Origin of the sequence: Streptomyces sp. NPDC000404, assembly GCF_040300365.1 — a bacterium.
In the GTDB taxonomy this organism is placed as follows: domain Bacteria; phylum Actinomycetota; class Actinomycetes; order Streptomycetales; family Streptomycetaceae; genus Streptomyces; species Streptomyces ramulosus.
The window spans coordinates 280,622-305,725 of record NZ_JBEPDN010000005.1 but is presented as its reverse complement, the minus strand read 5'-3'; the positions used below and the strand labels follow the sequence as shown (position 1 = coordinate 305,725).

Below are 25,104 nucleotides of genomic sequence, written 5' to 3'. Positions count from 1 at the left end.
CGGCTGCGGTCAGCAGTCGCGCAGTACGGGTGACTGGTTCAGCAACTGGCCGCGGACCGAGGTGAAGCGGGCCAGGCGGTCGTCGACCGCCGGATCGAGGGGGAAAACCGCGACGCGATGGCAGTTCTGGAAGGCGAGACGCACCCCGAAGTGACGTTCCAGCGACCCGCGGATCGCATCGCTCGCCAGCGCACGCAGCAACTGACCGCGCGCCTGCTCGTCCGGCGGCGGCGTCAGATTGTCGGCGAACTCCCCGCCGTCCGTCTTCAGCCGATCCACCAGCGAGCTGATCATTCCCCATGCGTAGGGCAGGGAGGTCCGGACGCAGTCGACAAATGCGGCTTCGTCGACCTCGCCTCGCTCGGCCTGTTCGAGGAGGGCCGGTGAGACGTCGAGCGACATGAGGTTCTCCTCTCGTAGGCCCCGCCGGGACGGGGGGCCTAAAGGGACGGGACATGGGGCATCGCGACGGAGCGTATTCGCCTCACGACCCCCCGCATCAACGGTAGGCCGCGCAAGAGCCGGGCACCAGAAGATTGCACAGACAACCGGCCAAGGACGGCTGCCGGAGGTGCGGGGGTTTCCGCCGGAAACGTCCGCGGCCCCGGGGCGAATCGCGCGGGTGGCCCCCGGTCGAGTAGCGTGACGCCCCATGCGTCTCGTCATCGCCCGCTGCTCCGTGGACTACGCGGGCCGGCTCACCGCCCATCTGCCCTCCGCCCCCCGCCTCATCCTGGTGAAGGCGGACGGTTCGGTCTCCATCCACGCGGACGACCGGGCCTACAAACCCCTCAACTGGATGTCGCCGCCGTGCACCCTCAAGGAGGGCGACGGTCAGGTGTGGACGGTGGAGAACAAGGGCGGCGAGAAGCTCATCATCACCCTGGAGGAGGTCCTGCACGACTCCTCGCACGAGCTGGGCGTCGACCCCGGTCTGATCAAGGACGGTGTGGAGGCCCACCTCCAGGAACTGCTCGCCGACCGCATCGAAACCCTTGGCGAGGGCTATTCGCTGATTCGGCGCGAATACCCCACCGCCATCGGTCCGGTGGACATCCTGTGCCGCGACGCCGACGGTCAGACCGTGGCCGTGGAGATCAAGCGGCGCGGTGAGATCGACGGCGTGGAGCAGCTGACCCGCTACCTCGAACTCCTCAACCGCGACCCGCACCTGGCGCCGGTGAAGGGCATCTTCGCCGCCCAGGAGATCAAGCCGCAGGCGCGGGTCCTGGCCACCGACCGCAAGATCGGCTGCGTGGTGCTCGACTACGACGGTCTGCGCGGCATCGAGGACGACAAGCTCCGCCTCTTCTGACCCGGCGGCCTCACGGCCCCGATGCGACGGCCCGGTACGGGTCCGACCGCCCCCGTGGGGGTGGCCGGATCCGTACCGGGCCGTCGCGCGTGGTGCGAAGCCGCCGGACGGCCCGTACGGGATGCCCGTACGGGCCCCGCCGTCAGGCCGTCGGGCTGCCCGAGACGGTGGCGGTGCGGGCGGAGGCGCTGTGGGCCTCGGAGGCGGACGGGCTCTGGTCGGTCGGCTTGTCCGTCGGGTCGGTCGGGTCCGGGGTCGTCGGCTCGTCCGTCGGGTCGTCGGTGGGCGTCGGCTCGGTCGGCCGGTGCGTGGGCCGGGTCGGGCGGCTCGTCGGCTCGGTGGGCCGGTCGGTGGGCCGGGTCGGGGCGGTCGACGGGTCCGTCGGCGTCGGGGAGTCCGTGGGCGCGTCCGTGGTGGGCGCGTCCGTCGACGGCGACGGGCTCTCCTGCTCCCGCGACGGCGTGGCCGAGGCGGTGGTGGCGGGCGGCGGGGCCTCGGGGGACCAGGTGTCCGCGGGCGTCGTCGGCGCCTCGTCCGGTGCGGCGGGCTGCTCCAGGGTGGTGGTGCCGCCGGGGCGGCTGTCGTCGCCGCCGGAGGTCGCGCCGAGCGTGACGACGGTGCCGAGCACGGCGGCGAGCAGCACGCCCGCGCCCGCCGCGGTGAGATTGCGGCGGGTGGTGGCGGACTTCCGGGCCGCCAGGGCCGGCTGGACGGCGGTCTCGTCGGCCTTCCTCGCGCCGGACGCGGAGCGGGAGGTGACGACCGGCACCCCGGCCACCGGCGTCTTCGGGCCCGGCGCGGCATGGCGCGGCCCGGTGGCCGCCACCGCCGCCGCGGGCGGTACGGCGCCGGGCGCGGGCGGCGCCGGGGTCCCGGTGCCCTCGGCGCTCTGCCGCTCCCGGTCGGCGACGAGGGCGAGGGCGCGGCGGCCGGCCACCGCGCCGCTGCGGTCGGAGAGGACCCCGCGCAGCCCGATGGAGGCCTCCAGTTCGGCGCGCGCCCGGTCGAGGCCGTCGCCGCAGAGCGCGAGCACGCCCAACTCGTGGTGGAAATAGGCTTCCTCGGCGACCTCACCGGCCAGCCGGGCGGCCTCCTGGCCGTGGCGCAGCCCGCGCTCCCAGGCGCTCCAGTGCAACCCGGCGGCGAACGCCGGGGCGGCGGTGCGGGCCAGCAGCACTGCGGCGCTGGCGTGGCCGCCCTCCCGGCCCGCGGTGAGCGCGGCCATCGCGGCGAGCACGGCGTCCGCCTCGGCCGCGGCGCGCTCCGGGGTGACCGAGGGGTGCCCGGCCCACCAGGCGTAGTGCTGGGCCGCGGTGTGTGCCCGGGCGGTCGCGCCACCGGCGTACCCGGCGGCGGTCAGCTGGTCGCGGACGGTGGCGGCGAGCCGGTAGTGGCCGCCCGCCGGGGTGATCAGCCCACAGCCGAGGAGGTCGCCCAGGGCGGCGTCGGCGTGGGTGTCCTGGGTGAGGGCCGGCAGATGGGCCTGGTGCGGGAGTTCGCCGCCGAGCGCCACGGCGAACCGCAGCGTCTCCTGGGCGGCCGGGCCGAGGCTACCTGCGATCACCGGCGCGGGCGCCGCGGTGTCGGCGGCGGAGGGCAGCGGGGCGTGCGGCTGGCCGGGGACGCCCGCGGAGACGGGCGCGAAGAGGCCGGGGCCGTCGACGGGGGCGCCGCCGGGCCGGTCGCGCAGCCGCAGCAGCGCCGCCGCCTGCACGAAGCGCAGCGGCAGCCCCCCGGACTCCGCCCACAGCTCACCGGCCCAGGCGGTCTCCTCGTCGGTCAGCGGCCGCTGCACGGCGCGCTCCAGGAGCCGCAGGCAGGCGCCGCGGCCGATGCCGCCGAGGCGGACCTCCTCGACGGGGCAGCCGGGGCTGGGCGCCGCGACGTCGGGGGTGGCGGAGAAGAGGAAGGCGCACTCGGGCGTCGCGTCGAGCAGTTCGTCCAGGGCCCGGCCGCCGAACTCCAGGTCGTCGAGGACGACGATCGCGCCGATCCCGGCGAGCAGCCGCAGCAGTTCGTCGCGGTCGGGCCGGTACTGCGGGGTGCGGTGGACCGCGGCGAGGAGCGCGTGGAGCAGGTCGGTGGGGGTGCGGTGGTAGCCGGAGAGGCGGACGACGCCGTCGGGGGCGACCCCGGCGCAGGCGGTGGCGACGGCGTCGAGCAGGCGGGTGCGGCCGGCGCCGGACGGTCCGGTCAGCCGCACCGAGCGGCCGCGGGTCAGCAGCCGCACCAGCCGCTCGGTCTCCTCGCCGCGCTCCTCCAGCGCGGCGGTGCGCGAGGCGTGGACGGGCGCGCCGGGCGGCACCGGGGGCGCGGCGGCGCGGGCGGCCTCGGCGCGCTCCTCGGCGTCGCGCCGCTCGGGTTCGGCGGGGCGCTCCCCGGGCGGGCAGGGCTCCATCTCGCTGCCGTCGAGGGGGTTGACGGTGACGAGATAGCGTCCGGCGACGAGGCGGACGGTGCGGACGGGCTCGTCGGGGCCGGTCTGCATCCCGCCGAAGGCCGGTGCGCCGGGTTCGGCTCCGTCCGCCGGGGTGCCGCTCTCGTCGGGTCCCCGCCGGGTGTTCGGGTCCATGGTCACAGCCCCCAGATGCCCTTCTGTTCGCTCCGCCCGGCCGCGCGGGCCCGTCCTCGTGGGCCGGGTGCGCGCCGTGGTCGTGTGGTCCGGCCGTTCCCCCGGCCGCGCGGTGCGGGCGGGGCCGGGGTCGGCCGCCGCGGGTTCCGCCGACGCGGAGGTGACCCTAGCCCCGGGATGGTACGGGTCCGCCGCCGGGGCCCTGACATGTCCGGAACGACCCGTTCCGACGGTATGACCGCGGAGCCCGTGGACGCGAACGGCCCGGAACGGCCCGCGAAAGCGGCGTTCCGGGCCCGCCGGGACTCAGACCCGGGGCAGCGTCTCCGCCGCGATCCCGCCCTCGATGGCGAGGATGCGGTGCAGGCGGGTGGCGATCAGCAGCCGCTGCATCCGGTGCGGCACCCCGCGCAGCACGAGGCGGCGGCCCGCCCGGCCCGCCCGGCGGTGCGCCCCCATGATCACGCCGAGCCCCGTGGCGTCCCAGGAGTCCAGCTCGGTCAGATCCAGCACGAGATCGCCGCATCCGGAGTCGACGGCGGTGTGCAGGGCCGTACGGGCGTCCGCCGCGCTGCGGACGTCGAGGCGGCCCTCGACGATCAGCTCGGCGTGGTCGCCCTTGATGTGCATATGCGCTCCCCGAATGGTGTTGTGCGGTGCTGGAGGCCGCCCCGTCGTCCCGGCGGGCGGAGGACGGCGGCCACGGCGCCCCGCCGCCCGGCCGGAGCCCCCGGATACACCGGTATCCGGACGCCCGTCGCCGTGCGAAGCACCGCATCTGCCGCCGTGCCCGTGCCACCAGGGGCGACGGGACATCCTCCGGAGGTCTACCGGACTGACCGACTCTCCGGCGGCGAAGTTGCCGCCCGTGAGCGAACCGATACCGAATTCACCCGACGGGGTGACGACTTCGCCGCCCGAGATCTGACGTCACGTCAGTGTCCCTGGACGGGCCTCCTCCTGAGCCCTCCAGGATGCCAGGCCGCGCCGCCGGTCAGTGCGCGTAGAACCCGTGGCCGCTCTTGCGGCCGATGTCGCCGGCGTCGACCATCCGCCGCATGATCTCCGGCGGCGCGAACTTCTCGTCCTGCGACTCGGCGTAGATGTTGTCGGTGGCGTGCAGCAGGATGTCGACGCCGGTGAGGTCTGCGGTGGCCAGCGGGCCCATCGCGTGGCCGAAGCCCAGCTTGCACGCCAGGTCGATGTCCTCGGCGCTCGCCACGCCCGACTCGTAGAGCTTGGCCGCCTCGACGACCAGCGCGGAGATCAGCCGGGTGGTGACGAAACCGGCGACGTCGCGGTTGACGACGATGCAGGTCTTGCCGACGGACTCGGCGAACTCACGGGCGGCGGCGAGGGTTTCGTCGCTGGTCTTGTAGCCGCGCACCAGCTCGCACAGCTGCATCATCGGCACCGGCGAGAAGAAGTGCGTGCCGACGACCCGCTCCGGGCAGGAGGTGGCCGCGGCGATCTTCGTGATCGGGATCGCGGAGGTGTTGGAGGCGAGGACCGCGTCGTCCTTGGCGAGCTTGTCCAGCGCCTGGAAGATCTCCCGCTTGACCTCGATCTTCTCGAAGACCGCCTCGACGACGACGTCCGCGTCGCCGACCGCGTCCAGATCGGTCGTGGTCGTGATCCGGGCCAGCGCCGCCTCGGCGGCGTCCGCGTCCAGCTTCCCCTTGGCGACGAACTTCGCGTACGACGCCTCGATGCCGCCCTTGCCGCGGGCCAGCGCCCCGTCCGTCACATCGCGGAGCACCACGTCCCACCCCGCCTGGGCGGAGACCTGCGCAATACCGGATCCCATGAGTCCGGCACCGATGACGGCGAGCTTCTTTGCCACTGCTGTCCCCTCACACCCTGTGTGTTCCAGATTCGGTCAGGGTGACGTTATCCGTACTGAGCGATCGTTTGGTAGGTAAGAGACACGCGTCACGCCCGCCCCGCGCGCAACTGCGCCCGGCGGCCCGCCCGTCCGTGTCCCGCGTCACCCGGAAGGCCGTCAGACGGCCCCGTGCGCGGCGCAGTTCGGGCCCCGCGCCCCCGCTCCACCCGGCGGGGCGCCGCGTACGCTCGTGCCATGGTGAATCTCACGCGCATCTACACCCGCACCGGCGACAAGGGCACCACCGCCCTCGGCGACATGAGCCGCACCGCCAAGACCGACCGCCGGATCGCCGCCTACGCCGACACCAACGAGGCCAACGCGGCGCTCGGCGTCGCCCTCGCGCTCGGCAAGCTGCCCGAGGAGGTCCGGGCGGTGCTGCTGCGCGTGCAGAACGACCTCTTCGACGTCGGCGCCGACCTGTCCACCCCGGTCGTCGAGGACCCGAAGTACCCGCCGCTGCGCGTCGAGCAGAGCTACATCGACAAGCTGGAGGCGGACTGCGACCACTTCCTGGAGCGGCTGGAGAAGCTGCGCAGCTTCATCCTCCCCGGCGGCACCGCCGGCGCCGCCCTGCTCCACCAGGCGTGCACGGTCGTCCGCCGCGCCGAGCGCGCGACCTGGGCGGCGTTCGAGGAGCACGGCGAGACCATGAACCCGCTCACCGCCACCTACCTCAACCGCCTCTCCGACCTGCTGTTCATCCTGGCCCGTACGGCCAACAAGGAGGTCGGGGACGTGCTGTGGGTGCCGGGCGGCGAGCGGTAGCCGCAACCGGGCCGGGCCGGCCCCGCACCGGTCCGGACCCCCCCCGCAGCGGCCCGGACCGTGCTCAGCGCAGCACCTTCGGGGGCCGCGCCAGCTCCGCCTCCTTCGCCGGCGCCTTCTTCGGCCAGAGCAGGTACGACAGGGCGATCACGCCGTGGACGGCCACCAGCCGGGCCATGGTGAGCTGCCAGCCCCGCAGCGTCGCGGTGTCGCCGTCGCCGACGTACCAGACGGCGAGCTGCAGCAGCCCGGCCGCGACCGCGCCCATCACGACCGTCCGCAGCCACAGCTTCCCCTCGTGACGGGCGCGGGCCAGTCCGTGGCGGGGCGGCTTCGGCGGCCGCGGGGCGCCGCCGAAGCGGTGCGCGACGTGGCCGTCGGCCCAGCGAATCGTGTAGTGCCCGTAGGCGACGGTGTAGCCGATGTAGACGGCGGCCAGGCCGTGCTTCCAGTCCGCCGTGGCGCCGCCCCGCAGATCGATCGCGGTGACGATCAGCAGCGCCAGCTCCAGCAGCGGCTCCAGCAGCAGTACGGCGGCGCCGGTACGCGGCATCCGGCACACGTACCGCAGCGTCAGCCCGGCCGCGAGCAGCACCCAGAAACCGACCTCGCAGGCGACGATCAACGTGACGACCATGGTGTTCCTCCTCCGGGACCCCGTAAGCCTCCCTCCGCCGCCCACCCCCGGGCGTCGTCGCGGGCGACGATTCCGGCTGCATCTTTCGATGTACCGGCCGGGCCGCGGATCCGGCCGCGACGTGGAGGCGGGCGGCGCCCGGGCCGTGTTGGATGGACGGGTGCCCTCGCTCCCCCGCCCCGCCCGACCGCACCGCGACGACGTCCTCATCGCGGCCGCCGGGCTGCTCGGCGGGGCGCTCCTGTGGGCGCTGGGCCTGCGCGGGGCACCGCCGGCGGCCGGGCTGCCGCCCTGGCTGTCCCTGGTCGCGCTGGCCGGCGCCGCCGGCGCCGAACTGCTGCGCCGCACCGCGCCGCTGACGGGACTGGCCCTCGCCACCGCCGCCCTCCTGCTGGACCTCTGCGTCGGCACGCTGCTGGCCACCGTCGTGATGTTCACCGACCTCGTCTACGCGGCGGTCCTCCACGGCGGCCCCCGCGCGGCCCGCCGCATCCCGCCCGCCACGGCGCTGACGACCGTCCTCGGCACGCTGATCGCACTCGCCGTGACCCGCGATCCGCAGGCGCTCTTCGCCGGCGTCTTCCTCGGGCTGATCACCCTCACCCCCGCCTCGACGGGCCTGATCGTCCGCCACCACCGGGACGCGGCCCAGGCGGCCCGGCTGCGGGCCGAGCAGACCGCGCTGCTCGCCGAGATGGACCGGGCGCAGGCGGTCACCGCCGAACGCGCCCGGATGGCCCGGGAGCTGCACGACGTGGTCGCCGGCCATCTGTCCGCCATCGCCCTGCACACCACCGCCGCCCAGACCCTCGACGATCCGGCCGCGACCCGGGAGGCGCTGGGCGTCATCCGCGAGAACAGCGTGCAGGGACTGGCCGAGATGCGCCGCCTCATCGGGCTGCTGCGCGCCTCCGGCGGCGCCGAGGCGGACGGCGAATCCGCCGCCGTCCCCACCCTCGACGGCCTCCCCGCCCTCCTCGCCCGGGCCCGCGCGGCCGGCGCGGGCGACGGACTGGAATTCCGCCTGGACGACGCCCGCCCGCAGAACGGCGGGCCCGCCCGCCTGCCCGCCCCCGTGGAGCTGGCCGCCTACCGCATCGTCCAGGAATCCGTGACCAACGCCCTCAAGCACGCCGCGCCCGGCGAGGTCACCGTCCGCCTCGACCGGCCGCCGGGCGGTCCGCTCACCACCGTCGTGACCAGCCCGTACGGCGTCCGCCGCGGGCCGGACACGGCGCGGGTGCCGGGCTCCGGCGCCGGTCTGACCGGCATGCGCGAGCGCGCCGCCCTGCTCGGCGGCGACTGCTACGCGGGCCCGGCGGACGGCCCCGCCGGCCCCGTGTGGCGCGTACGTGCCACCCTTCCCACCACCGAGGAGACACCCCCGGCATGACCGGCACACCCCCGCGCCCGCTGCGCGTCGTCGTCGCCGAGGACCAGTCCGCCGTCCGCGCCGGGCTCGTCCTGATCCTCCGCTCCGACCCCGCGATCGAGGTCGCCGGGGAGGCGGCGGACGGCGAGGAGGCGATCCGCCTCGCCCGCGAGCTGCGCCCCGACCTCGTCCTCATGGACGTCCAGATGCCGCGGCTCGACGGCGTCTCGGCCACCCGCCGCATCGTCGCCGAGGGGCTGGCGGACGTCCTGGTGCTGACCACCTTCGACCTCGACGCCTACGTCTTCGGCGCGCTGCGTGCCGGGGCCGCCGGGTTCCTGCTCAAGGACATGGACGCGAAGGCGCTGCTGGCCGCGGTGCACACGGTGGCCGCCGGGGACGGCATCGTCGCGCCCGCGGTCACCCGCCGGCTGATCGCGGAGTTCGCCGGGACCTCCGCGCCCCGGGAGCGCCCGGACCCCGCGCCCGACCCGGCGGTGCTGGAGACGCTGACCCGGCGCGAGCGGGAGGTGCTGGGCGTCCTGGGCCGCGGCCTGTCGAACGCCGAGGCCGCGGTCCGCCTGGAGATGGCCGAGGCCACCGTGAAGACGCACGTCAGCCGGCTGCTGGCCAAACTGGGACTACGCAGCCGGGTACAGGCGGCCGTCCTGGCCCAGGAACTGGGCGTGGAACCGCCGCAGTAGCCGTACGGGGGTATACGAACGGCTCAGGCCACATTCACCCGCTGGCCGGGCGGTGCCGCCTCCAGCCACGCCAGGAAGCCGGTCAGGGCGTCCTCGCTCATCGCCAGTTCCAGGCGGGTGCCGCTGTGGCGGCAGACGAGGACGACGGAGTCGGAGAGCAGCGCCAGCTCCTCCTCGCCCTGCGGGGTGCGGCGCTCGACGACCTCGATGGCGGAGCGCTCCAGGATGCGGCGGGGCCGCGGTGCGTAGGAGAAGACGCGGAACCACTCGACGCGGTCACCGTTGTAGCGGGCGACGCCGTAGATCCAGCCCTTGCCGCTGGGCTCGCGCTCGTCCTCCGGTACGTCCCAGCGCAGGCTGCAGTCGAAGGTGCCGCCGGAGCGCTGGATGAGCCGCCGCCGCAGCCCGAAGACGAACAGCCCCAGCAGCACCAGCACCACGACCGCGCCGCTCACGAGCAGAGCGAGGACCATCTCGACCGACCTCCTCGCCTCTGTGGGGGATCCCCGCGCCGGGTCGGGCGCGAGGGAGGGAAACGCACCTGCATTGCCTCAGCCGCGGGCCGCTCCGGAAGTCTCCGGGCAGCCCGCGGCTGAGGATCGATCTCGTCGGTGACGGGGCTCAGTGAACGCCCGTCACCGCACGCAGCCGGACATCGGCGCGACGCTCGGCGGCCGCGTCAGCGTCCGACTTCGCTCGCTCCAGTGCCCGCTCCGCGCGCTGGACATCGATCTCGTCCGACAGCTCGGCGATCTCCGCGAGCAGAGACAGCTTGTTGTCGGCGAACGAGATGAAGCCGCCGTGCACCGCGGCGACGACAGTACCGTCCCCGCTCTCGCCGGTCGTACGGATCGTCACCGGGCCCGACTGCAGCACGCCGAGCAGCGGCTGGTGTCCGGGCATGACGCCGATGTCGCCCGACGAGGTGCGCGCGACGACCAGGCTGGCCTCACCGGACCAGACCTGCCGGTCCGCTGCGACCAACTCGACGTGCAGCTCAGCCACGATGGCTCCTCGGGTCTCCACCTGCCGGGTCCGGCAGATGTTGGGTCAAATACTAGTGGTCGTACGGTCCGGGGGCGGCCAGGGCCGCCCCCGGTGCCGGGGCCGGGGTCAGGAGACGCCCAGCTCCTTGGCGTTCCGCTCCAGGTCCTCGATGCCACCGCACATGAAGAAGGCCTGCTCGGGGAAGTGGTCGTACTCGCCGTCCGCGATGGCGTTGAAGGCGTGGATCGACTCGTCGAGCGAGACGTCCGAACCGTCGACGCCGGTGAACTGCTTCGCGACGTGGGTGTTCTGCGAGAGGAACCGCTCGATACGACGGGCGCGGTAGACGGTGAGCTTGTCTTCCTCACCCAGCTCGTCGATACCCAGAATCGCGATGATGTCCTGGAGGTCCTTGTACTTCTGCAGGATCGTCTTGACGCGCATCGCGCAGTCGTAGTGGTCCTGCGCGATGTAGCGCGGGTCCAGGATGCGGGACGTCGAGTCCAGCGGGTCGACCGCCGGGTAGATGCCCTTCTCCGAGATCGGACGGGACAGAACGGTCGTCGCGTCCAGGTGGGCGAAGGTGGTGGCCGGCGCCGGGTCGGTCAGGTCGTCCGCGGGGACGTAGATCGCCTGCATCGAGGTGATCGAGTGACCACGGGTCGAGGTGATGCGCTCCTGCAGGAGGCCCATCTCGTCCGCCAGGTTCGGCTGGTAACCCACCGCGGACGGCATACGGCCGAGCAGCGTGGAGACCTCGGAACCCGCCTGGGTGTACCGGAAGATGTTGTCGATGAAGAAGAGGACGTCCTGCTTCTGGACGTCACGGAAGTACTCCGCCATCGTCAGACCGGCCAGGGCGACGCGCAGACGGGTGCCCGGCGGCTCGTCCATCTGACCGAAGACCAGCGCGGTCTTGTCGATGACGCCGGAGTCCGTCATCTCCTCGATGAGGTCGTTGCCCTCACGGGTGCGCTCACCGACACCGGCGAACACCGACACACCGTCGTGGTTGTTGGCCACGCGGTAGATCATTTCCTGGATCAGAACGGTCTTGCCGACACCGGCACCACCGAACAGACCGATCTTGCCGCCCTTGACGTACGGGGTCAGCAGGTCGATGACCTTGACGCCGGTCTCGAACATCTCGGTCTTGGACTCGAGCTGGTCGAAGGAGGGCGCCTTGCGGTGGATCGGCCAGCGCTCGGAGACCTGGGCGGCCGCCTCGGGCTTGTTGAGGATCTCGCCGAGGGTGTTGAAGACCTTGCCCTTGGTGATGTCACCGACGGGCACGGTGATGCCCGCACCGGTGTCGGTCACCGCGGCCTGGCGGACCAGACCGTCGGTGGGCTGCATCGAGATCGCCCGGATGAGGCCGTCACCCAGGTGCTGGGCGACCTCGAGGGTCAGCGTCTTGGTCGTGCCCTTCTCGGCAGGGTCCTCGACGTCGACGTGCAGTGCGTTGTAGATGTCCGGCATCGCGTCGACGGGGAACTCCACGTCGACGACCGGGCCGATGACCCGCGCGACGCGGCCTGCGGCCACGCCCGACGCGGCGGTCGGCTCAACAGTGGTGGTCATAGTTGTCAGTCACTCCCCGCGGTCGCGTCGGCCAGGGCGCCTGCGCCACCGACGATCTCGCTGATTTCCTGGGTGATTTCGGCCTGGCGGGCCGCGTTGGCAAGCCGCGAGAGCGACTTGATGAGCTCTTCGGCGTTGTCGGTGGCCGACTTCATCGCGCGCCGCGTGGCGGCGTGCTTCGAAGCGGCGGCCTGGAGCAGCGCGTTGTAGATCCGCGACTCGACGTACCGCGGCAGCAGGGCGTCGAGGACGTCCTCCGCCGAGGGCTCGAACTCGAAGAGGGGGAGGATCTCCCCGCCCTTCGCCGGCTCCTCCTGCTCACCCGCGGCGGTGCCGAGGCTGAGCGGCAGCAGCCGGTCGTCGAGCGCCGTCTGCGTCATCATCGACACGAACTCCGTGAAGACGATGTGGAGTTCGTCCACACCACCCTCGGCGGTGTCCTTCTGCACGGCGGCGATCAGCGGTGCGGCGACCGCCTTCGCGTCGGCGTACGTCGGGCTGTCGGTGAAGCCGGTCCACGACTCCTGCACCGTCCGCTCGCGGAAGGCGTAGTACGACACGCCCTTGCGCCCGACGATGTAGGCGTCGACCTCCTTGCCCTCGGCCCGGAGCCGCTCGGTGAGCTGCTCCGCCGCCTTGATGACGTTGGAGGAGTAGCCGCCGGCCAGACCGCGGTCGCTCGTGATGAGCAGCAGCGCGGCGCGGGTCGGCCGCTCCGCCTCGGTCGTGAGCGGGTGCTGGGTGTTCGAGCCGGTGGCAACCGCCGTCACCGCGCGGGTCAGTTCACTCGCGTACGGCGTCGATGCCGCCACCTGACGCTGCGCCTTGACGACGCGCGAGGCGGCGATCATCTCCATCGCCTTGGTGATCTTCTTGGTCGCGGTGACGGAGCGGATGCGACGCTTGTAGACCCGGAGCGAGGCTCCCATGGATCAGGTCCCTTCCGTCGTCACTTGGCGGTGCTGACCGGAGCGTCCTCACCGAGAAGCTTGCCGTCCGAGGTCTCGAACTGCTGCTTGAAGGCGGCGACGGAATCGGTGAGCGCCTGGATGGTGTCGTCGGACATCTTGCCGCCCTCGACGATGCTGACCAGCAGGTCCTTCTTCTCCCGGCCCAGGTAGTCCAGGAGCTCCCGCTCGAAGCGGCGGATGTCCTCGACGGGGACGTCGTCCATCTTGCCGGTGGTACCGGCCCAGATGGAGACGACCTGCTCCTCGACGGGGTACGGGGCGTACTGACCCTGCTTGAGCAGCTCGGTCATGCGCTTACCGCGCTCCAGCTGGGCCTTGGAGGCGGCGTCCAGGTCGGAACCGAAGGCGGCGAACGCCTCCAGCTCGCGGAACTGGGCGAGGTCCACACGGAGACGGCCGGAGACCTGCTTCATGGCCTTGTGCTGGGCGGAGCCACCGACACGGGAGACGGAGATACCGACGTTCAGCGCCGGGCGCTGGCCCGCGTTGAACAGGTCGGACTCCAGGAAGCACTGGCCGTCGGTGATGGAGATGACGTTGGTCGGAATGAACGCCGACACGTCGTTCGCCTTGGTCTCGACGATCGGGAGGCCCGTCATCGAACCGGCACCCAGCTCGTCGGAGAGCTTCGCGCAGCGCTCCAGCAGACGCGAGTGCAGGTAGAAGACGTCACCCGGGTACGCCTCACGGCCCGGCGGGCGGCGCAGCAGCAGGGACACGGCGCGGTAGGCGTCGGCCTGCTTCGAGAGGTCGTCGAAGATGATCAGGACGTGCTTGCCCTGGTACATCCAGTGCTGGCCGATGGCCGAGCCGGTGTAGGGCGCCAGGTACTTGAAGCCCGCCGGGTCGGACGCCGGGGCGGCGACGATGGTCGTGTACTCCAGGGCGCCGGCCTCCTCCAGCGCACCGCGCACGGACGCGATGGTGGAGCCCTTCTGGCCGATGGCGACGTAGATGCAGCGGACCTGCTTCTTCGGGTCGCCCGAGCGCCAGTTGTCGCGCTGGTTGATGATCGTGTCGACGGCCAGGGCGGTCTTGCCGGTCTGGCGGTCGCCGATGATCAGCTGACGCTGGCCGCGGCCGATCGGGACCATCGAGTCGACGGCCTTGTAGCCGGTCTGCATCGGCTCGTGGACCGACTTACGGACCATGACGCCCGGAGCCTGCAGCTCCAGGGCGCGGCGGCCCTCGGACTCGATCTCGCCGAGGCCGTCGATCGGGTTGCCCAGCGGGTCGACGACGCGGCCGAGGTAGCCCTCGCCCACGGCGACCGAGAGCACCTCACCGGTGCGCTGCACCGGCTGGCCCTCCTCGATCCCGTTGAACTCGCCGAGGACAACCGCACCGATCTCGCGCTCCTCGAGGTTCAGCGCGAGACCGAGGGTGCCGTCCTCGAACTTCAGCAGTTCGTTCGCCATCGCCGAGGGAAGGCCCTCGACCTTCGCGATGCCGTCACCGGCCTCGCTGACCGTGCCGACCTCCTCGCGCGAGGCCGCGTCCGGCTTGTACGCCTGGACGAAGTTCTCCAGCGCGTCCCGGATCTCCTCCGGCCGGATCGTGAGCTCCGCCATCTGGGTTCCCTGCTCTCCTTGTTGGGCCCGAAGTTACTTGCGGGGGTCTGGGGGTTACGTCCCCAGGGGGTTTCCGCCTACGGCCCAACTCGGGCCGCCGTCGTGCTTGTGCTGTCTCCCGGCGCGGGCTCCCGGCCGCGGCCGGACCTCTCGGTCCGGCCCGTCGGTGCCGGCGCCCTGCCGCCGGTGGTGCAGCTCTTGAGTTGGTGGCTGGGTCAGCCGGCCATCCGCCGTGCCGCCTCGTCGAGGCGGTCCGCGATGCTCCCGTTGATGACCTCGTCGCCGATCCGGACCTGCACACCGCCGAGGACCTCGGGGTCCACGTCGACGTTCAGGTGGATCTGCCGTCCGTAGACCGTGGCCAGCGCGGCGGCGAGGCGCGTGCGCTGGGCTTCGGTCATCGGCACCGCCGTGGTGACCACCGCGACCATGCGGTCGCGCCGGTGCGCGGCCAGCTTGGAGAGGGCGTCGAGCCCTGCTTCCAGGCTACGGCCTCGCGGCTGTGCCACGAGCCGGCCCACGATGCGCGCGGTCACCGGGTTGGCCCGGCCGCCCAGCAGCGTGGTCACCAGCTCGGTCTTGGCGGCGACCGAAGCGTTGCGGTCGGTCAGTGCGCGGCGCAGCTCGCCGTTGGAGGTGAGGATCCGGCCGAACCGGAACAGCTCGTCCTCGACGTCGTCGAGCCGGCCGGACCGCTGTGCCGCGGCGAGGTCGGCGCTGTAGGACAGCTCCTCCATCGCGTCGGCGAGGTCACGCGAGCGCGACCAGCGGGACCGGACCATGCCGGACACCAGGGCGGCGGCCGGGCCGCCGATCTTGGTGCCGAGCAGCCGGTCGGCCAGCTCGGCCCGCGCCTCGCCGGACTGCGCCGGGTCGGTCAGGACCCGACGCAGCGAGACCTCGCGGTCGAGCAGAGCGGTGACGGCAGCCAGCTCCTCGGCGAGCTTCGCCGCGTCGACGGACGCGTTGTCCGTCTGCGCGTCGAGCTGCTCGCGTGCGGAGGCGAGTGCCTCGCGGCTCGCTCCGTTCATCGGCCGGCCTCAGCCTTCGTCGTGTCCGACGCCGCCTTGGCCTCGATCTCGTCGAGGAAGCGGTCGATGGTCCGGCTCTGCCGGGCGTGGTCCTCCAGGGACTCGCCGACGAGCTTGCCGGCCAGGTCGGTGGCGAGCTTGCCCACGTCCTGGCGCAGGGACTGCGCAGCCTGCTTGCGGTCGGCCTCGATCTGGGCGTGACCGGCAGCGATGATTTCCTCACGCTGCCGCTGGCCCTCGGCGCGCATCTCGGCGATGAGCGTCGCGCCCTGCTCCTGCGCCTCCTGGCGCAGGCGCGCGGCCTCGTGGCGGGCGTCGGCGAGCTGGGCCCGGTAGTCCTCCAGGACCTGCTGGGCCTCGGCCTGTGCGGCCTCCGCCTTCTCCATGCCGCCTTCGATCTTCTCGCGGCGCTCGTCCAGAACCTTGTTGATGTTCGGGAGGAGCTTCTTGGCGAGGATGCCGAAGACGATGAAGAAGGCGACCAGACCGATGACAAGCTCTGGGATCGGCGGGATGAGCGGGTTCTCGGGAACCTCGACCTCACTCGCCAGGCTGACCAGGGTCACGTCAATGCCTTCCGTCTAAGGGTCGTCTTGGGGCTTCGGTTTACTTGAAGACGAAGCCCATGACGATGCCGATGAGGGCGAGCGCCTCACAGAAGGCGAAACCCATGATCTGGTTGGTGCGGATCAGGCCGGCGGCCTCGGGCTGGCGAGCCAGGGCCTGGGTGCCGTTACCGAAGATGATGCCGACGCCGACGCCGGGGCCGATGGCGGCCAGGCCGTAACCGATCGCGCTGGCGCTGCCGGTGAACGCGTCTGCGGAGGCGAGGGTCTGGAGAGCGGACATGCCGGTTCTTCCTTCTCTTTCAAGTACCGGTGGGGGTTGGCCACCGGACGTCTGTGGGTTGAGGGAGGCGGGGTGCTCAGTGGTGCTCGGCGAGCGCGCCCTGCACGTAGTTGCAGGCCAGGAGGACGAAGACGTACGCCTGGACGGCCTGGATGAACAGCTCGAAGGCGGTCATCACGATGGTCATCACGAAGGAGGCGCCCGCGTAGACGAAGCCGACGCCGTTCGCCAGGTAGAAGCTGGCGATGGTGAACATGACGATCAGCATGTGGCCCGCGAACATGTTCGCGAAGAGTCGCACCGCGTGGGTGAAGGGCCGGATGATCAGGTTCGAGAGCAGCTCGATGATCATCAGCAGCGGGAGAACCCAGCCGAGCGACTTGTCGTAGCCGGTGAAGTTCTTGAGGGCGCCGACGAAGCCGTGCTTCTTGAAGGTCAGGCCCACCCACAGGAGCCAGACCAGGAGGGCCAGACCCGCGGGGAAGGCGATGACCGACGTCACCGGGAACTGGGCGACCGGAATGATCGACCACAGGTTCATGATCCACACGAAGAAGAACAGCGCGACCATGAAGGGGACGTACTTCTCGCCCTCCTTCTTGCCGAGCGCGTCGTACACGAGCCCGCGGCGCACGAAGTCGTAGCCCGCCTCAGCGACCATCTGGAGCTTGCCCGGCACGACCTTGGCGCGACCGAAGGCGGCCCAGAAGAACCACACCACGACGACCGTGCTCAGCAGAGCCAGCAGCATCGGCTTGTTGAAGTTGAAGCCGCCGATGGTGAAGAGCGGATCGAAGACGAACGAATGAAGGCCCGGGGCCTCGAAGCCACACCCCGGGATGAAGAGGTGGCACTCCGTGTCGAAGGCGAGCATCGTTTCAGCACTCACCGCGGGCTCCTTCAGCGTGGCGCATGGGTACGGCAACCTCGTTGTGTCGGCGCGGCATTGAGCCACGGAGCGGCACTGGACTGGTCTTGCGGATTAGGGGGCGGCTTCTCGGCGCTGGGCCGGGTCGGATCGCAGGCATCGGCCACGAGGCCCACCGGCTCCAGCTCGTGGAACTCGGGTGCTCAGCCGCCTGCGCCGACTGTGCCGTAGTTGGCACCGGACGATAGCAGGCCCGCGTACGGGCTTTTATTCCGGCCCTACGTGTCACGTCGGCGACCCCGCCGTCTCCGCCTTCTTCGCCTCTGCGGAGTCAGGGTCCACGTAGAGAATCTTCGCCTTCATGTGACCGCGGGTCTGTGCAGCGATCCACACGAGGGTGGCGCCGAGCAGCGTGAAGGCAAATGCCTTCGTGTCAAAGAGCGTTGTGTCCTTGAAAGCCAGCAGGAAGACCGCGACCGCCAGGATCTGCACGGAGTAGAGCAGAAGGCCCATCATCTGGAAGAGATCCGGGTACTTCTTCGCGGTCTGCTGCAGGATGACGAGCCCTGCTCCCATGACGAGAACCACCAGCAGGGTGCCGATCACGGCACCGACGGCCCCCGCGCCGCCCACGAGCGCGGCGCAGACCGCGACGGCGACGACGCCGGCGGCAAGCGTGGGCACGAGGGCATGGACGAGTAGTCGGGCGTCATTCGACTGCATGGCGGCGCTCCGGCAAGGGGTGGGGGTGTGTTCGTCAGGGACGAGCGTAGACCCGGCCGGCGGAAGAACCTGCTGAGCACAAAGGCCCCGCGCTGTGGGGACCTTCGGCTCTGTCGCCGAGTCTCGTGAACGGTATCACAAACTATTTGATGAGGTCTTTACCTCTAATGTGTGCCGCCTGTCACACGTGAGCGTGACCCTGCGCGTTGGTGCAGCGACAGGCGGCGCTTTGTCTGCTATAGCGGCAAGTCACCCGATTGAGCGACGCGGTTGACGGGCGTCCGTGACGTCGCACAAGGGTTTCAGTGGTGACTGTCCGCCCGGCGCCGGTCCACGAAGCGTGACCGCTCGCCGATCGCGGTGGCGCCGTGCAGCCCCGCGGCGACCGCCTCGCGCGCCGGGTCCCGCTCCTCCCGTACGCCCTCCGCGCGCTCCCCCGCGGCGGCCTCGGCGGGCTCGGGACGGACGACCCTGCGGTAGCGCGGCGGCACGATGCGCTGGGCCCACATCGGCGCCCGCGGCGTGAAGCGCGGCAGCAGGAGCAGCACCAGTCCGACGGCGCTCAGCAGCACGATGCCCAGGACGATCCACATGCTCGCGTTGTTGACGGAGTAGGCGACCGCGCCGAACGCGATCAGCGCCGACCAGAAGTACATGATCAGGACAGCGCGGCTGTGGGAATGACCGATTTCCAGCAGCCGGTGGTGGAGGTGACCGCGGTCCGCGGCGAACGGCGACTGGCCGTTCCAGGTGCGCCGGACGATCGCCAGGATCAGGTCGGCGACCGGCACCGCGATGACGGTCAGCGGCAGCAGCAGCGGGATGTAGACCGGCACCATCGAGTGCGTCGCCTCGCGGATACCGCCGGTCTTCAGGCTGAGCAGGTCCGGGTCGACCTGACCGGTCACCGACACCGCGCCGGCCGCCATCACCAGGCCGATCAGCATCGACCCCGAGTCGCCCATGAAGATCCGCGCGGGGTGCATGTTGTGCGGCAGGAAGCCCAGGCACATGCCCATCAGCACCACCGAGAACAGCGTCGCGGGCGCCGCCGCCTCGATGCCGTAGCCGAACCACATCCGGTACGCGTACATGAAGAACGCCGCGGCGGCGATGCACACCATGCCGGAGGCGAGGCCGTCGAGGCCGTCGACGAAGTTCACCGCGTTGATGGTGATGACGACGAGGGCGACGGTCAGCAGCGTGCCCTGCGTCGGCGACGGCAGGTACGTGCCGACGCCGGGGATCGGGATGTAGAGGATCGTCAGGCCCTGGAGGACCATCACGCCCGCGGCGACCATCTGGCCGCCGAGCTTGACCAGCGCGTCCACGCCCCACTTGTCGTCCAGGACGCCCAGCAGCCAGATCAGCGCGGCGCCGGAGAGCAGGGCCCGCGGTTCGTTGGAGTCCGCGAAGACGCTCTTGAGATTGGTCAGATGGGAGGCCACCAGCAGGCCCGCGCACAACCCGCCGAACATCGCGATGCCGCCGAGCCGGGGCGTCGGCTCGCGGTGGACGTCACGGGCCCGGATCTCCGGCATCGCCCCGGCCGCGATGGCGAACTTGCGCACCGGGCCGGTCAGCAGATAGGTCACCGCGGCCGTGACGCACAGCGTCAGCAGGTATTCACGCACGGGCTGCCCCACAGATATAGCTGGCCATCACAGCCCCACACCCTATGCGGGTCCACGACCACGCCGTACACACAGGTGGCGGGCTGCCGGGTGACGGACGCCGGACGCCGCCCCTGCGGTCTGTGACGGACGGGGGCCGCGGGCGGTTCCCGTTCAGTTCCGGCCGGGATACGGCGGAAAACCGCCGACCAGTGCCGCGGTGCGCGCACGGACCGCGCTCTCGCCGCGCAGCGCCGCCCCGATCAGCTCCCCGATCCGCACCATCTCCGCCTCGCCCATGCCCTGCGTCGTCACCGCCGCGCTGCCCAGGCGGATGCCGGTACGCCGGGCCGGGCCGTCCGGGCAGGCCAACGCGCAGGTGTCGAGGACGATCCCGGCGGCGGCGAGCCGGGCCCGGGCCGCCTGGGCGTCGAGGCCCAGCGGGGCGGTGTCGGCGACGATCAGATGGGTGTCGGTGCCGCCGGTGGCGAGCGTCAGGCCCTGATCGGCGAGGGCGGCGGCGAGCGCGCGGGCGTTGGCGACGGTCTGCCGGGCGTAGCCGCGGAACGCCTCGGTGGCCGCCTCGCGGAAGGCGACGGCCTTCGCGGCGACGGAGTTCATCTGCGCGCCGCCCTGCGAGAAGGGGAAGACCGCGCGGTCGATGCGCTCGGCGAGCCGTGCGCCGCACAGGATCATGCCGCCGCGCGGCCCGCGCAGCACCTTGTGCGTGGTGGCGCAGACGACATCGGCGTACGGCACCGGGCTGGGCGCCGCTCCCCCGGCGATCAGTCCGGCCGGATGGGCGACGTCGGCGATGAGGTAGGCGCCGGTCTCGTCGGCGATGTCGCGGAAGGCGGCGTAGTCGATGTGGCGCGGGTAGGCGATCGAGCCGCAGACCAGGGCCTTGGGACGGCGCTCGCGGGCCAGGGCGCGGACCGCGTCGAGGTCGAGGAGGCCGGTGTCCGCGTCGACGCCGTACCCGGCGAAGTCGAACCAGCGGCCGGAGAAGTTGGCGGGCGAGCCGTGCGTGAGGTGGCCGCCGTGCGGCAGGGACAGGGCCAGCACGGTGTCACCGGGGCGCAGCAGGGCGGCGTAGGCGGCCAGCACGGCGGAGGAGCCGGAGTGGGGCTGGACGTTGGCGTGCTCGGCGCCGAAGAGGGCCCGGGCGCGTTCCACGGCGATCCGCTCGGCGAGGTCGACGATCTCGCAGCCACCGTGGTGGCGGGCGCCCGGATAGCCCTCCGCGTACTTGTTGGTGAGCGGGGAGCCGAGGGCGGCGAGGACCGCGGGCGAGGTGAAGTTCTCCGCGGCGATGAGCTGGAGCGTCCCGCTCTGCCGGGCGCTCTCGCCGATCAGCACCCCGGCGATCTCCGGGTCGGCGGCGGCCAGCGCCGCGAAATCCGCCGGGCAGGCCTCGGCGGCGGCGGCCGCGGCCTCCGAAGAGGTGCCCGGGCGCGCATCGGCCGGTGACGTGCTGCGGGGTGACGCGGTGGTGGCGGACATGGCGCGCTCCGGGCCTCGTGCGGGGACTCACGTCCAATGTAGGCGCGGCAGGGCGATCGGGCGCGGCGGCCGGGCACCGGACGTACCCGTACGGCCACGGGGCCGGGAGAGGGGCGGCAGAGGGCCGGGAGGGGGGCTTACGGGGCGGGCCCGGGGTGCGGGCGGGCCCCGCAGGCGACGCCGTACGGCACCCGCCGGGTGTCCGGCCGCCGCCCGTGGGCGGCGGCTACGCGCGCGCCGGGACCCCGGTGAGGGCGGTGACGACCGGGTCGAGGGCCTGGTTGATCTCGTCGCCGATGGAGCGGAAGAAGGTGATGGGGGCGCCGTAGGGGTCGTGGACCTCGTCGGACTCCGGGTCGGGCGCCAGCAGCCAGCCGCGGAGCGCCGCGGCGGCGCCGACCAGGGCGCGGGCCCGCTCGACCAGGCCGTAGTCGGGCAGCTCCGGGTCGGGTTCCGGCAAGGTCGCCGGGTCTATCGCCCGGACCAGGCGGTTGAACTCCTTCAGCGTGAAGGTGCGCAGCCCCGCGGAGTGGCCCATCGAGATGACCTGGGCGCGGTGGTCGCGGGTGGCGGTCAGGACCAGGTCGGCGCGGATGACGTGCTCATCGAGCAGCTCGCGGCCCAGGAACCCGGCCGGGTCGGCGCCGTAGTCGGCGAGGACCGTCGCGGCGTGCGTCTCCATGGGTGCGCCCTCATGGCCCCAGGTGCCGGCGCTCTCCACCACCAGGCCGCTGCTGCCCGCACCGCCCAGCCGCAGGTCGAGGGCGTGGCGGTGCAGCCGCTCGGTGATCGGCGAGCGGCAGACGTTGCCGGTGCTGACGTGCAGGATCCGGAAGCGGGCGGGCGCGGCCGGTGCCGTGGCGCGGGCCTGGACGGCGGCGGCGTAGCCGGACGGCGGCACCGACGGGAAGGCGGTCTCGCCGGGCCCCGTTATGCCGCGCCCCAAAGGCGCCATCAATTGGCCACCTCGAGCTCGGGCACGACCTTCCGCAGCTCCTCGGCGCCGATGGACCCCTCGCGCAGCAGCACCGGGATGCGGCCGGTGACGTCGACGATGGAGGAGGGCACGGCGGCGGGCGTGGGGCCGCCGTCGAGGTAGACGGAGACGGAGTCGCCGAGCATCTCCTGGGCGGCGTCGCAGTCCTGCGGGGAGGGGTGTCCCGTGAGGTTGGCGCTGGAGACCGCCATCGGGCCGAACTCGGTGAGGAGTTCGATGGCGACGGGGTGCAGCGGCATGCGGACCGCGACGGTGCCGCGGGTCTCGCCGAGGTCCCAGGTCAGCGACGGCTGGTGGGTGGCGACGAGGGTCAGACCGCCGGGCCAGAACGCGTCGACCAGCTCCCACGCCTGCTCGGAGAAGTCGGTGACCAGGCCGTGCAGGGTGTTGGGCGAGCCGATGAGGACCGGTGAGGGCATACCGCGGCCGCGGCCCTTGGCCTCCAGCAGGTCGCCGACGGCGTCGGCGCTGAACGCGTCGGCGCCGATGCCGTAGACGGTGTCGGTCGGCAGGACGACCAGCTCGCCGCGGCGGACGGCCGACGCGGCCTCACGCAGACCGGTTGCGCGGTCCGTCGCGTCGCTGCAGTCGTATCGCCGTGCCATTTAACGGTCCTCCTCGTGCGGAACGGATACATCGGGCGTCGGGGTGGCCGTCATGGCGACACCCGGCGCGCGGTGGCGAAACGGGGCCGGTTGTTGAGGTCCGGGTGGTCGGCCGCGTCGGCCCAGCCCCGTTCCTCGGCGAAGATCCACGGCACCTGGCCGCCCTGGGTGTCGGCGTGTTCGATGACAACGAGCCCGCCGGGCCGCAGCAGCCGGTGCGCGGTCCGCTCGATGCCCCGGATGGTGTCCAGCCCGTCCTCCCCGGAGAACAGCGCCAGCTCGGGGTCGTGGTCGCGGGCCTCGGGGGCGACGTACTCCCACTCGGTGAGCGGGATGTACGGCGGGTTGGAGACGACCAGGTCGACCTGGCCGTCCAGCTCCGGCAGCGCGGTCAGCGCATCGCCGTGGTGGAGGTTGACCCGCGAGCCCTCGACGTTGCGCCGGGCGTAGGTCAGGGCCTGCTCCGACAGCTCCACGGCGTGCACCGTGGAGCGCGGCACCTCCTGCGCCAGCGCGAGGGCGATGGCGCCGGAGCCGGTGCACAGATCGACGATGACCGGCTCGACGACGTCCATCGCGCGCACCGCGTCTATGGCCCAGCCGACCACCGACTCGGTCTCCGGCCGGGGCACGAACACGCCCGGCCCGACGTGGAGTTCGAGGTAGCGGAAGAAGGCGCGGCCGGTGATGTGCTGGAGCGGTTCGCGGGCCTCGCGGCGGGCGATCGCCTCCCAGTACCGGGCGTCGAAGTCGGCGTCGGCGACCGTGTGCAGCTGGCTGCGCTTGACGCCGTGGACGTGCGCGGCCAGCTCCTCGGCGTCGAAGCGCGGTGAGGGCACGCCGGCGTCGGCCAGCCGCTGGGTGGCCTGGGCCACCTCGGCGAGCAGCAGGTTCACGGGTTCCTCCAGCCGGGTCGTGCGGGCGTACGGGTGGTGCGGGTCTACTGGGCGGCGGCGAGCTTGGCCGCCGAGTCGGCGTCCACGCACGCCTGGATGACCGGGTCCAGCTCGCCGTCGAGCACCTGGTCCAGGTTGTACGCCTTGAAGCCGACGCGGTGGTCGGAGATGCGGTTCTCCGGGAAGTTGTACGTCCGGATGCGCTCGGAGCGGTCGACGGTGCGGACCTGGCTGCGGCGGGCGTCGGACGCCTCGCGCTCGGCCTCCTCCTGGGCGGCGGCCAGCAGCCGCGAGCGCAGGATGCGCATGGCCTGCTCCTTGTTCTGGAGCTGGCTCTTCTCGTTCTGGCAGGAGACGACGATGCCGGTGGGCAGGTGGGTGATGCGCACCGCGGAGTCGGTGGTGTTGACCGACTGGCCGCCGGGGCCGGAGGAGCGGTAGACGTCGATCCGCAGGTCGTTGGGGCCGATCTCGACCTCGACCTCCTCGGCCTCGGGCGTGACGAGCACACCGGCGGCGGAGGTGTGGATGCGGCCCTGCGACTCGGTGGCGGGGACGCGCTGGACGCGGTGCACACCGCCCTCGTACTTCAGCCGGGCCCAGACGCCCTGGCCGGGCTCGGTGGCCCCGCCGCCGCCCTTGGTCTTCACGGCGACCTGGACGTCCTTGTAGCCGCCGAGGTCGGACTCGTTGGCCTCCAGGATCTCGGTCTTCCAGCCGGCCCGCTCCGCGTAGCGCAGGTACATCCGCAGCAGGTCACCGGCGAACAGCGCGGACTCCTCGCCGCCCTCACCGGCCTTGACCTCCAGGATGACGTCCTTGTCGTCGCTCGGGTCGCGGGGCACGAGCAGCAGCCGCAGCTTCTCGGTCAGCTCGTCGCGCCTGGCGTCGAGCTCCTTGACCTCGTCGGCGAAGTCCGGGTCGTCCGCGGCGAGTTCGCGCGCGGTCTCCATGTCCTCGCCGGTCTGCTTCCAGGAACGGTAGGTGGAGATGATCGGGGTGAGTTCGGCGTAGCGCTTGTTGAGCCGCATGGCCTCGCGCTGGTCGGCGTGGACCGCGGGGTCGGCCAGCTTCTTCTCCAGACCGGCGTGCTCGCCGATCAGTTCCTCGACCGCCTCGAACATCGTGGGGTTCCTTAGCTGACTGGTGTTTCCGGGTGCCGGTCACCTGGTGCGGCTGGCAGCCGCGGCGTTGCCGGACCCCCGGCCGGGTCCGTGGCCTGGACGACAAAACGCCGGTCCGGTCGCCCCTCGGAGGGGCGACCGGCAACCGGCGCCTTGCGGGTCGCTACTTCTTGGCCGAACCGGCGGTCTTGCCGAAGCGCGCCTCGAAGCGGGCCACGCGGCCACCGGTGTCCATGATCTTCTGCTTGCCCGTGTAGAACGGGTGGCACTCGGAGCAGACGTCGGCGCGGATGCTGCCGCCCTCGACGGTGCTACGGGTGGTGAAGGACGCGCCACAGGTGCAGCTGACCTGCGTCTCGACGTACTCCGGGTGGATGTCGCGCTTCAAGGGGATCTCCTAGGTTCGGGAGTGCTCCGGGTCGTGCCGCGGGTTTGCGTCACGTGAACCGGGGCCGACGGTCCAGTCTGCCAGGACTTGTCGCATCTCCCAAAACCGGGGTGGACCGACGGGTATTCCCCGCCCCGCAGCGGG

General features: G+C 72.2%; 26 protein-coding genes. 4 read left to right on the top strand and 22 right to left on the bottom strand.

What is annotated here, in order from left to right:
- Positions 1 to 9 precede the first annotated feature (9 nt).
- Complete coding sequence (locus ABT345_RS11565) at positions 10 to 402, bottom strand: SCO5389 family protein (RefSeq protein ID WP_345086159.1); 393 nt, start codon at positions 400 to 402, stop codon at positions 10 to 12.
- Between the two features lie 250 nt (positions 403 to 652).
- Here ABT345_RS11565 and nucS point away from each other — a divergent pair, with 250 nt between their 5' ends.
- Entirely contained in the window at positions 653 to 1,315 is a 663-nt protein-coding gene (gene nucS / locus ABT345_RS11560; protein WP_030280687.1) for an endonuclease NucS, read from the top strand.
- A gap of 142 nt (positions 1,316 to 1,457) precedes the next feature.
- Here nucS and ABT345_RS11555 read toward each other — a convergent pair whose 3' ends face one another.
- The 3 genes from ABT345_RS11555 to ABT345_RS11545 all read right to left on the bottom strand — a co-directional run bounded on the left by ABT345_RS11555 (position 1,458) and on the right by ABT345_RS11545 (position 5,730).
- Positions 1,458 to 3,887, bottom strand: a complete 2,430-nt coding sequence (locus ABT345_RS11555; protein ID WP_345086162.1) for an ATP-binding protein — start codon at positions 3,885 to 3,887, stop codon at positions 1,458 to 1,460.
- Between the two features lie 306 nt (positions 3,888 to 4,193).
- The gene (locus tag ABT345_RS11550; protein ID WP_345086164.1) at positions 4,194 to 4,517 is read right to left on the bottom strand and encodes an STAS domain-containing protein; all 324 of its coding nucleotides are present in this window, start codon (positions 4,515 to 4,517) and stop codon (positions 4,194 to 4,196) included.
- 364 nt (positions 4,518 to 4,881) lie between these two features.
- Positions 4,882 to 5,730, bottom strand: coding sequence for a 3-hydroxyacyl-CoA dehydrogenase family protein (locus ABT345_RS11545; RefSeq protein WP_345086166.1), 849 nt, complete (start codon positions 5,728 to 5,730; stop codon positions 4,882 to 4,884).
- Positions 5,731 to 5,967: 237 nt separating this feature from the next.
- On the opposite strand from ABT345_RS11545, the gene ABT345_RS11540 reads away from it, so the two are divergent.
- Positions 5,968 to 6,540 (top strand): cob(I)yrinic acid a,c-diamide adenosyltransferase, encoded by a 573-nt coding sequence (locus ABT345_RS11540; RefSeq protein ID WP_345086168.1) that lies wholly within the window; start codon positions 5,968 to 5,970, stop codon positions 6,538 to 6,540.
- Positions 6,541 to 6,604: 64 nt separating this feature from the next.
- Here ABT345_RS11540 and ABT345_RS11535 read toward each other — a convergent pair whose 3' ends face one another.
- Positions 6,605 to 7,177, bottom strand: a complete 573-nt coding sequence (locus tag ABT345_RS11535; RefSeq protein ID WP_345086170.1) for a hypothetical protein — start codon at positions 7,175 to 7,177, stop codon at positions 6,605 to 6,607.
- 88 nt (positions 7,178 to 7,265) lie between these two features.
- Here ABT345_RS11535 and ABT345_RS11530 point away from each other — a divergent pair, with 88 nt between their 5' ends.
- The gene (locus ABT345_RS11530; RefSeq protein WP_386459188.1) at positions 7,266 to 8,570 is read left to right on the top strand and encodes a sensor histidine kinase; all 1,305 of its coding nucleotides are present in this window, start codon (positions 7,266 to 7,268) and stop codon (positions 8,568 to 8,570) included.
- Positions 8,567 to 9,253: a response regulator gene (locus ABT345_RS11525; RefSeq protein ID WP_345086174.1), complete on the top strand. Its 687-nt coding sequence runs from the start codon at positions 8,567 to 8,569 to the stop codon at positions 9,251 to 9,253. Before ABT345_RS11530 ends, ABT345_RS11525 begins: the two co-directional genes overlap by 4 nt.
- A gap of 23 nt (positions 9,254 to 9,276) precedes the next feature.
- Here ABT345_RS11525 and ABT345_RS11520 read toward each other — a convergent pair whose 3' ends face one another.
- From ABT345_RS11520 to rpmE, 17 genes are all read right to left on the bottom strand, one after another.
- Entirely contained in the window at positions 9,277 to 9,726 is a 450-nt protein-coding gene (locus ABT345_RS11520) for a DUF2550 domain-containing protein (protein WP_345086176.1), read from the bottom strand.
- Between the two features lie 148 nt (positions 9,727 to 9,874).
- Complete coding sequence (locus ABT345_RS11515; protein WP_018087383.1) at positions 9,875 to 10,258, bottom strand: F0F1 ATP synthase subunit epsilon; 384 nt, start codon at positions 10,256 to 10,258, stop codon at positions 9,875 to 9,877.
- Positions 10,259 to 10,366: 108 nt separating this feature from the next.
- Positions 10,367 to 11,821, bottom strand: coding sequence for a F0F1 ATP synthase subunit beta (atpD, locus tag ABT345_RS11510; protein WP_345086178.1), 1,455 nt, complete (start codon positions 11,819 to 11,821; stop codon positions 10,367 to 10,369).
- A gap of 5 nt (positions 11,822 to 11,826) precedes the next feature.
- Positions 11,827 to 12,750, bottom strand: a complete 924-nt coding sequence (locus tag ABT345_RS11505) for a F0F1 ATP synthase subunit gamma (protein ID WP_345086180.1) — start codon at positions 12,748 to 12,750, stop codon at positions 11,827 to 11,829.
- A gap of 20 nt (positions 12,751 to 12,770) precedes the next feature.
- Positions 12,771 to 14,363: a F0F1 ATP synthase subunit alpha gene (gene atpA, locus ABT345_RS11500; RefSeq protein ID WP_345086182.1), complete on the bottom strand. Its 1,593-nt coding sequence runs from the start codon at positions 14,361 to 14,363 to the stop codon at positions 12,771 to 12,773.
- Between the two features lie 215 nt (positions 14,364 to 14,578).
- A complete protein-coding gene (locus ABT345_RS11495) occupies positions 14,579 to 15,394 on the bottom strand; it encodes a F0F1 ATP synthase subunit delta (RefSeq protein ID WP_345086184.1) in 816 nt (271 codons plus the stop codon).
- Positions 15,391 to 15,954, bottom strand: a complete 564-nt coding sequence (locus tag ABT345_RS11490; RefSeq protein ID WP_386459346.1) for a F0F1 ATP synthase subunit B — start codon at positions 15,952 to 15,954, stop codon at positions 15,391 to 15,393. The genes ABT345_RS11495 and ABT345_RS11490 overlap by 4 nt, the downstream gene beginning before the upstream one ends.
- Before the next feature lie 46 nt (positions 15,955 to 16,000).
- Positions 16,001 to 16,243, bottom strand: a complete 243-nt coding sequence (gene atpE, locus ABT345_RS11485; protein WP_030280712.1) for an ATP synthase F0 subunit C — start codon at positions 16,241 to 16,243, stop codon at positions 16,001 to 16,003.
- Between the two features lie 76 nt (positions 16,244 to 16,319).
- Positions 16,320 to 17,117: a F0F1 ATP synthase subunit A gene (gene atpB, locus ABT345_RS11480; RefSeq protein WP_345086656.1), complete on the bottom strand. Its 798-nt coding sequence runs from the start codon at positions 17,115 to 17,117 to the stop codon at positions 16,320 to 16,322.
- A gap of 279 nt (positions 17,118 to 17,396) precedes the next feature.
- Positions 17,397 to 17,834 (bottom strand): Cg1360 family ATP-synthase-associated protein, encoded by a 438-nt coding sequence (locus tag ABT345_RS11475; protein WP_345086188.1) that lies wholly within the window; start codon positions 17,832 to 17,834, stop codon positions 17,397 to 17,399.
- A gap of 302 nt (positions 17,835 to 18,136) precedes the next feature.
- Positions 18,137 to 19,468 carry an MraY family glycosyltransferase gene (locus tag ABT345_RS11470; RefSeq protein ID WP_345086190.1) on the bottom strand — a complete coding sequence of 444 codons (1,332 nt, stop codon included), beginning with the start codon at positions 19,466 to 19,468 and terminating at the stop codon, positions 18,137 to 18,139.
- 153 nt (positions 19,469 to 19,621) lie between these two features.
- Positions 19,622 to 20,950 carry a serine hydroxymethyltransferase gene (gene glyA, locus ABT345_RS11465; protein WP_345086192.1) on the bottom strand — a complete coding sequence of 443 codons (1,329 nt, stop codon included), beginning with the start codon at positions 20,948 to 20,950 and terminating at the stop codon, positions 19,622 to 19,624.
- Between the two features lie 226 nt (positions 20,951 to 21,176).
- Positions 21,177 to 21,908, bottom strand: a complete 732-nt coding sequence (locus tag ABT345_RS11460) for an arsenate reductase/protein-tyrosine-phosphatase family protein (protein ID WP_386459197.1) — start codon at positions 21,906 to 21,908, stop codon at positions 21,177 to 21,179.
- The gene (locus ABT345_RS11455) at positions 21,905 to 22,552 is read right to left on the bottom strand and encodes an L-threonylcarbamoyladenylate synthase (RefSeq protein ID WP_345086196.1); all 648 of its coding nucleotides are present in this window, start codon (positions 22,550 to 22,552) and stop codon (positions 21,905 to 21,907) included. Before ABT345_RS11455 ends, ABT345_RS11460 begins: the two co-directional genes overlap by 4 nt.
- Before the next feature lie 50 nt (positions 22,553 to 22,602).
- Complete coding sequence (prmC, locus tag ABT345_RS11450; RefSeq protein ID WP_345086198.1) at positions 22,603 to 23,448, bottom strand: peptide chain release factor N(5)-glutamine methyltransferase; 846 nt, start codon at positions 23,446 to 23,448, stop codon at positions 22,603 to 22,605.
- 44 nt (positions 23,449 to 23,492) lie between these two features.
- A complete protein-coding gene (gene prfA, locus ABT345_RS11445; RefSeq protein WP_030280727.1) occupies positions 23,493 to 24,572 on the bottom strand; it encodes a peptide chain release factor 1 in 1,080 nt (359 codons plus the stop codon).
- A gap of 163 nt (positions 24,573 to 24,735) precedes the next feature.
- On the bottom strand, positions 24,736 to 24,960 hold the full coding sequence (gene rpmE / locus ABT345_RS11440) for a 50S ribosomal protein L31 (protein ID WP_345086201.1): 225 nt from the start codon (positions 24,958 to 24,960) through the stop codon (positions 24,736 to 24,738).
- Positions 24,961 to 25,104: the final 144 nt, after the last annotated feature.

Bases quoted from the DNA above. Each gene is read 5' to 3' on its own strand.
- ABT345_RS11565 (WP_345086159.1), bottom strand. From the start codon at position 402: ATGTCGCTCGACGTCTCACCGGCCCTCCTCGAACAGGCCGAGCGAGGC.
- nucS (WP_030280687.1), top strand. From the start codon at position 653: ATGCGTCTCGTCATCGCCCGCTGCTCCGTGGACTACGCGGGCCGGCTC.
- ABT345_RS11555 (WP_345086162.1), bottom strand. From the start codon at position 3,887: ATGGACCCGAACACCCGGCGGGGACCCGACGAGAGCGGCACCCCGGCG.
- ABT345_RS11550 (WP_345086164.1), bottom strand. From the start codon at position 4,517: ATGCACATCAAGGGCGACCACGCCGAGCTGATCGTCGAGGGCCGCCTC.
- ABT345_RS11540 (WP_345086168.1), top strand. From the start codon at position 5,968: ATGGTGAATCTCACGCGCATCTACACCCGCACCGGCGACAAGGGCACC.
- ABT345_RS11535 (WP_345086170.1), bottom strand. From the start codon at position 7,177: ATGGTCGTCACGTTGATCGTCGCCTGCGAGGTCGGTTTCTGGGTGCTG.
- ABT345_RS11530 (WP_386459188.1), top strand. From the start codon at position 7,266: ATGTACCGGCCGGGCCGCGGATCCGGCCGCGACGTGGAGGCGGGCGGC.
- ABT345_RS11525 (WP_345086174.1), top strand. From the start codon at position 8,567: ATGACCGGCACACCCCCGCGCCCGCTGCGCGTCGTCGTCGCCGAGGAC.
- ABT345_RS11520 (WP_345086176.1), bottom strand. From the start codon at position 9,726: ATGGTCCTCGCTCTGCTCGTGAGCGGCGCGGTCGTGGTGCTGGTGCTG.
- atpD (WP_345086178.1), bottom strand. From the start codon at position 11,821: ATGACCACCACTGTTGAGCCGACCGCCGCGTCGGGCGTGGCCGCAGGC.
- ABT345_RS11505 (WP_345086180.1), bottom strand. From the start codon at position 12,750: ATGGGAGCCTCGCTCCGGGTCTACAAGCGTCGCATCCGCTCCGTCACC.
- atpA (WP_345086182.1), bottom strand. From the start codon at position 14,363: ATGGCGGAGCTCACGATCCGGCCGGAGGAGATCCGGGACGCGCTGGAG.
- ABT345_RS11495 (WP_345086184.1), bottom strand. From the start codon at position 15,394: ATGAACGGAGCGAGCCGCGAGGCACTCGCCTCCGCACGCGAGCAGCTC.
- atpE (WP_030280712.1), bottom strand. From the start codon at position 16,243: ATGTCCGCTCTCCAGACCCTCGCCTCCGCAGACGCGTTCACCGGCAGC.
- atpB (WP_345086656.1), bottom strand. From the start codon at position 17,117: ATGCTCGCCTTCGACACGGAGTGCCACCTCTTCATCCCGGGGTGTGGC.
- ABT345_RS11475 (WP_345086188.1), bottom strand. From the start codon at position 17,834: ATGCAGTCGAATGACGCCCGACTACTCGTCCATGCCCTCGTGCCCACG.
- glyA (WP_345086192.1), bottom strand. From the start codon at position 20,950: ATGTCCGCCACCACCGCGTCACCCCGCAGCACGTCACCGGCCGATGCG.
- ABT345_RS11455 (WP_345086196.1), bottom strand. From the start codon at position 22,552: ATGGCACGGCGATACGACTGCAGCGACGCGACGGACCGCGCAACCGGT.
- prfA (WP_030280727.1), bottom strand. From the start codon at position 24,572: ATGTTCGAGGCGGTCGAGGAACTGATCGGCGAGCACGCCGGTCTGGAG.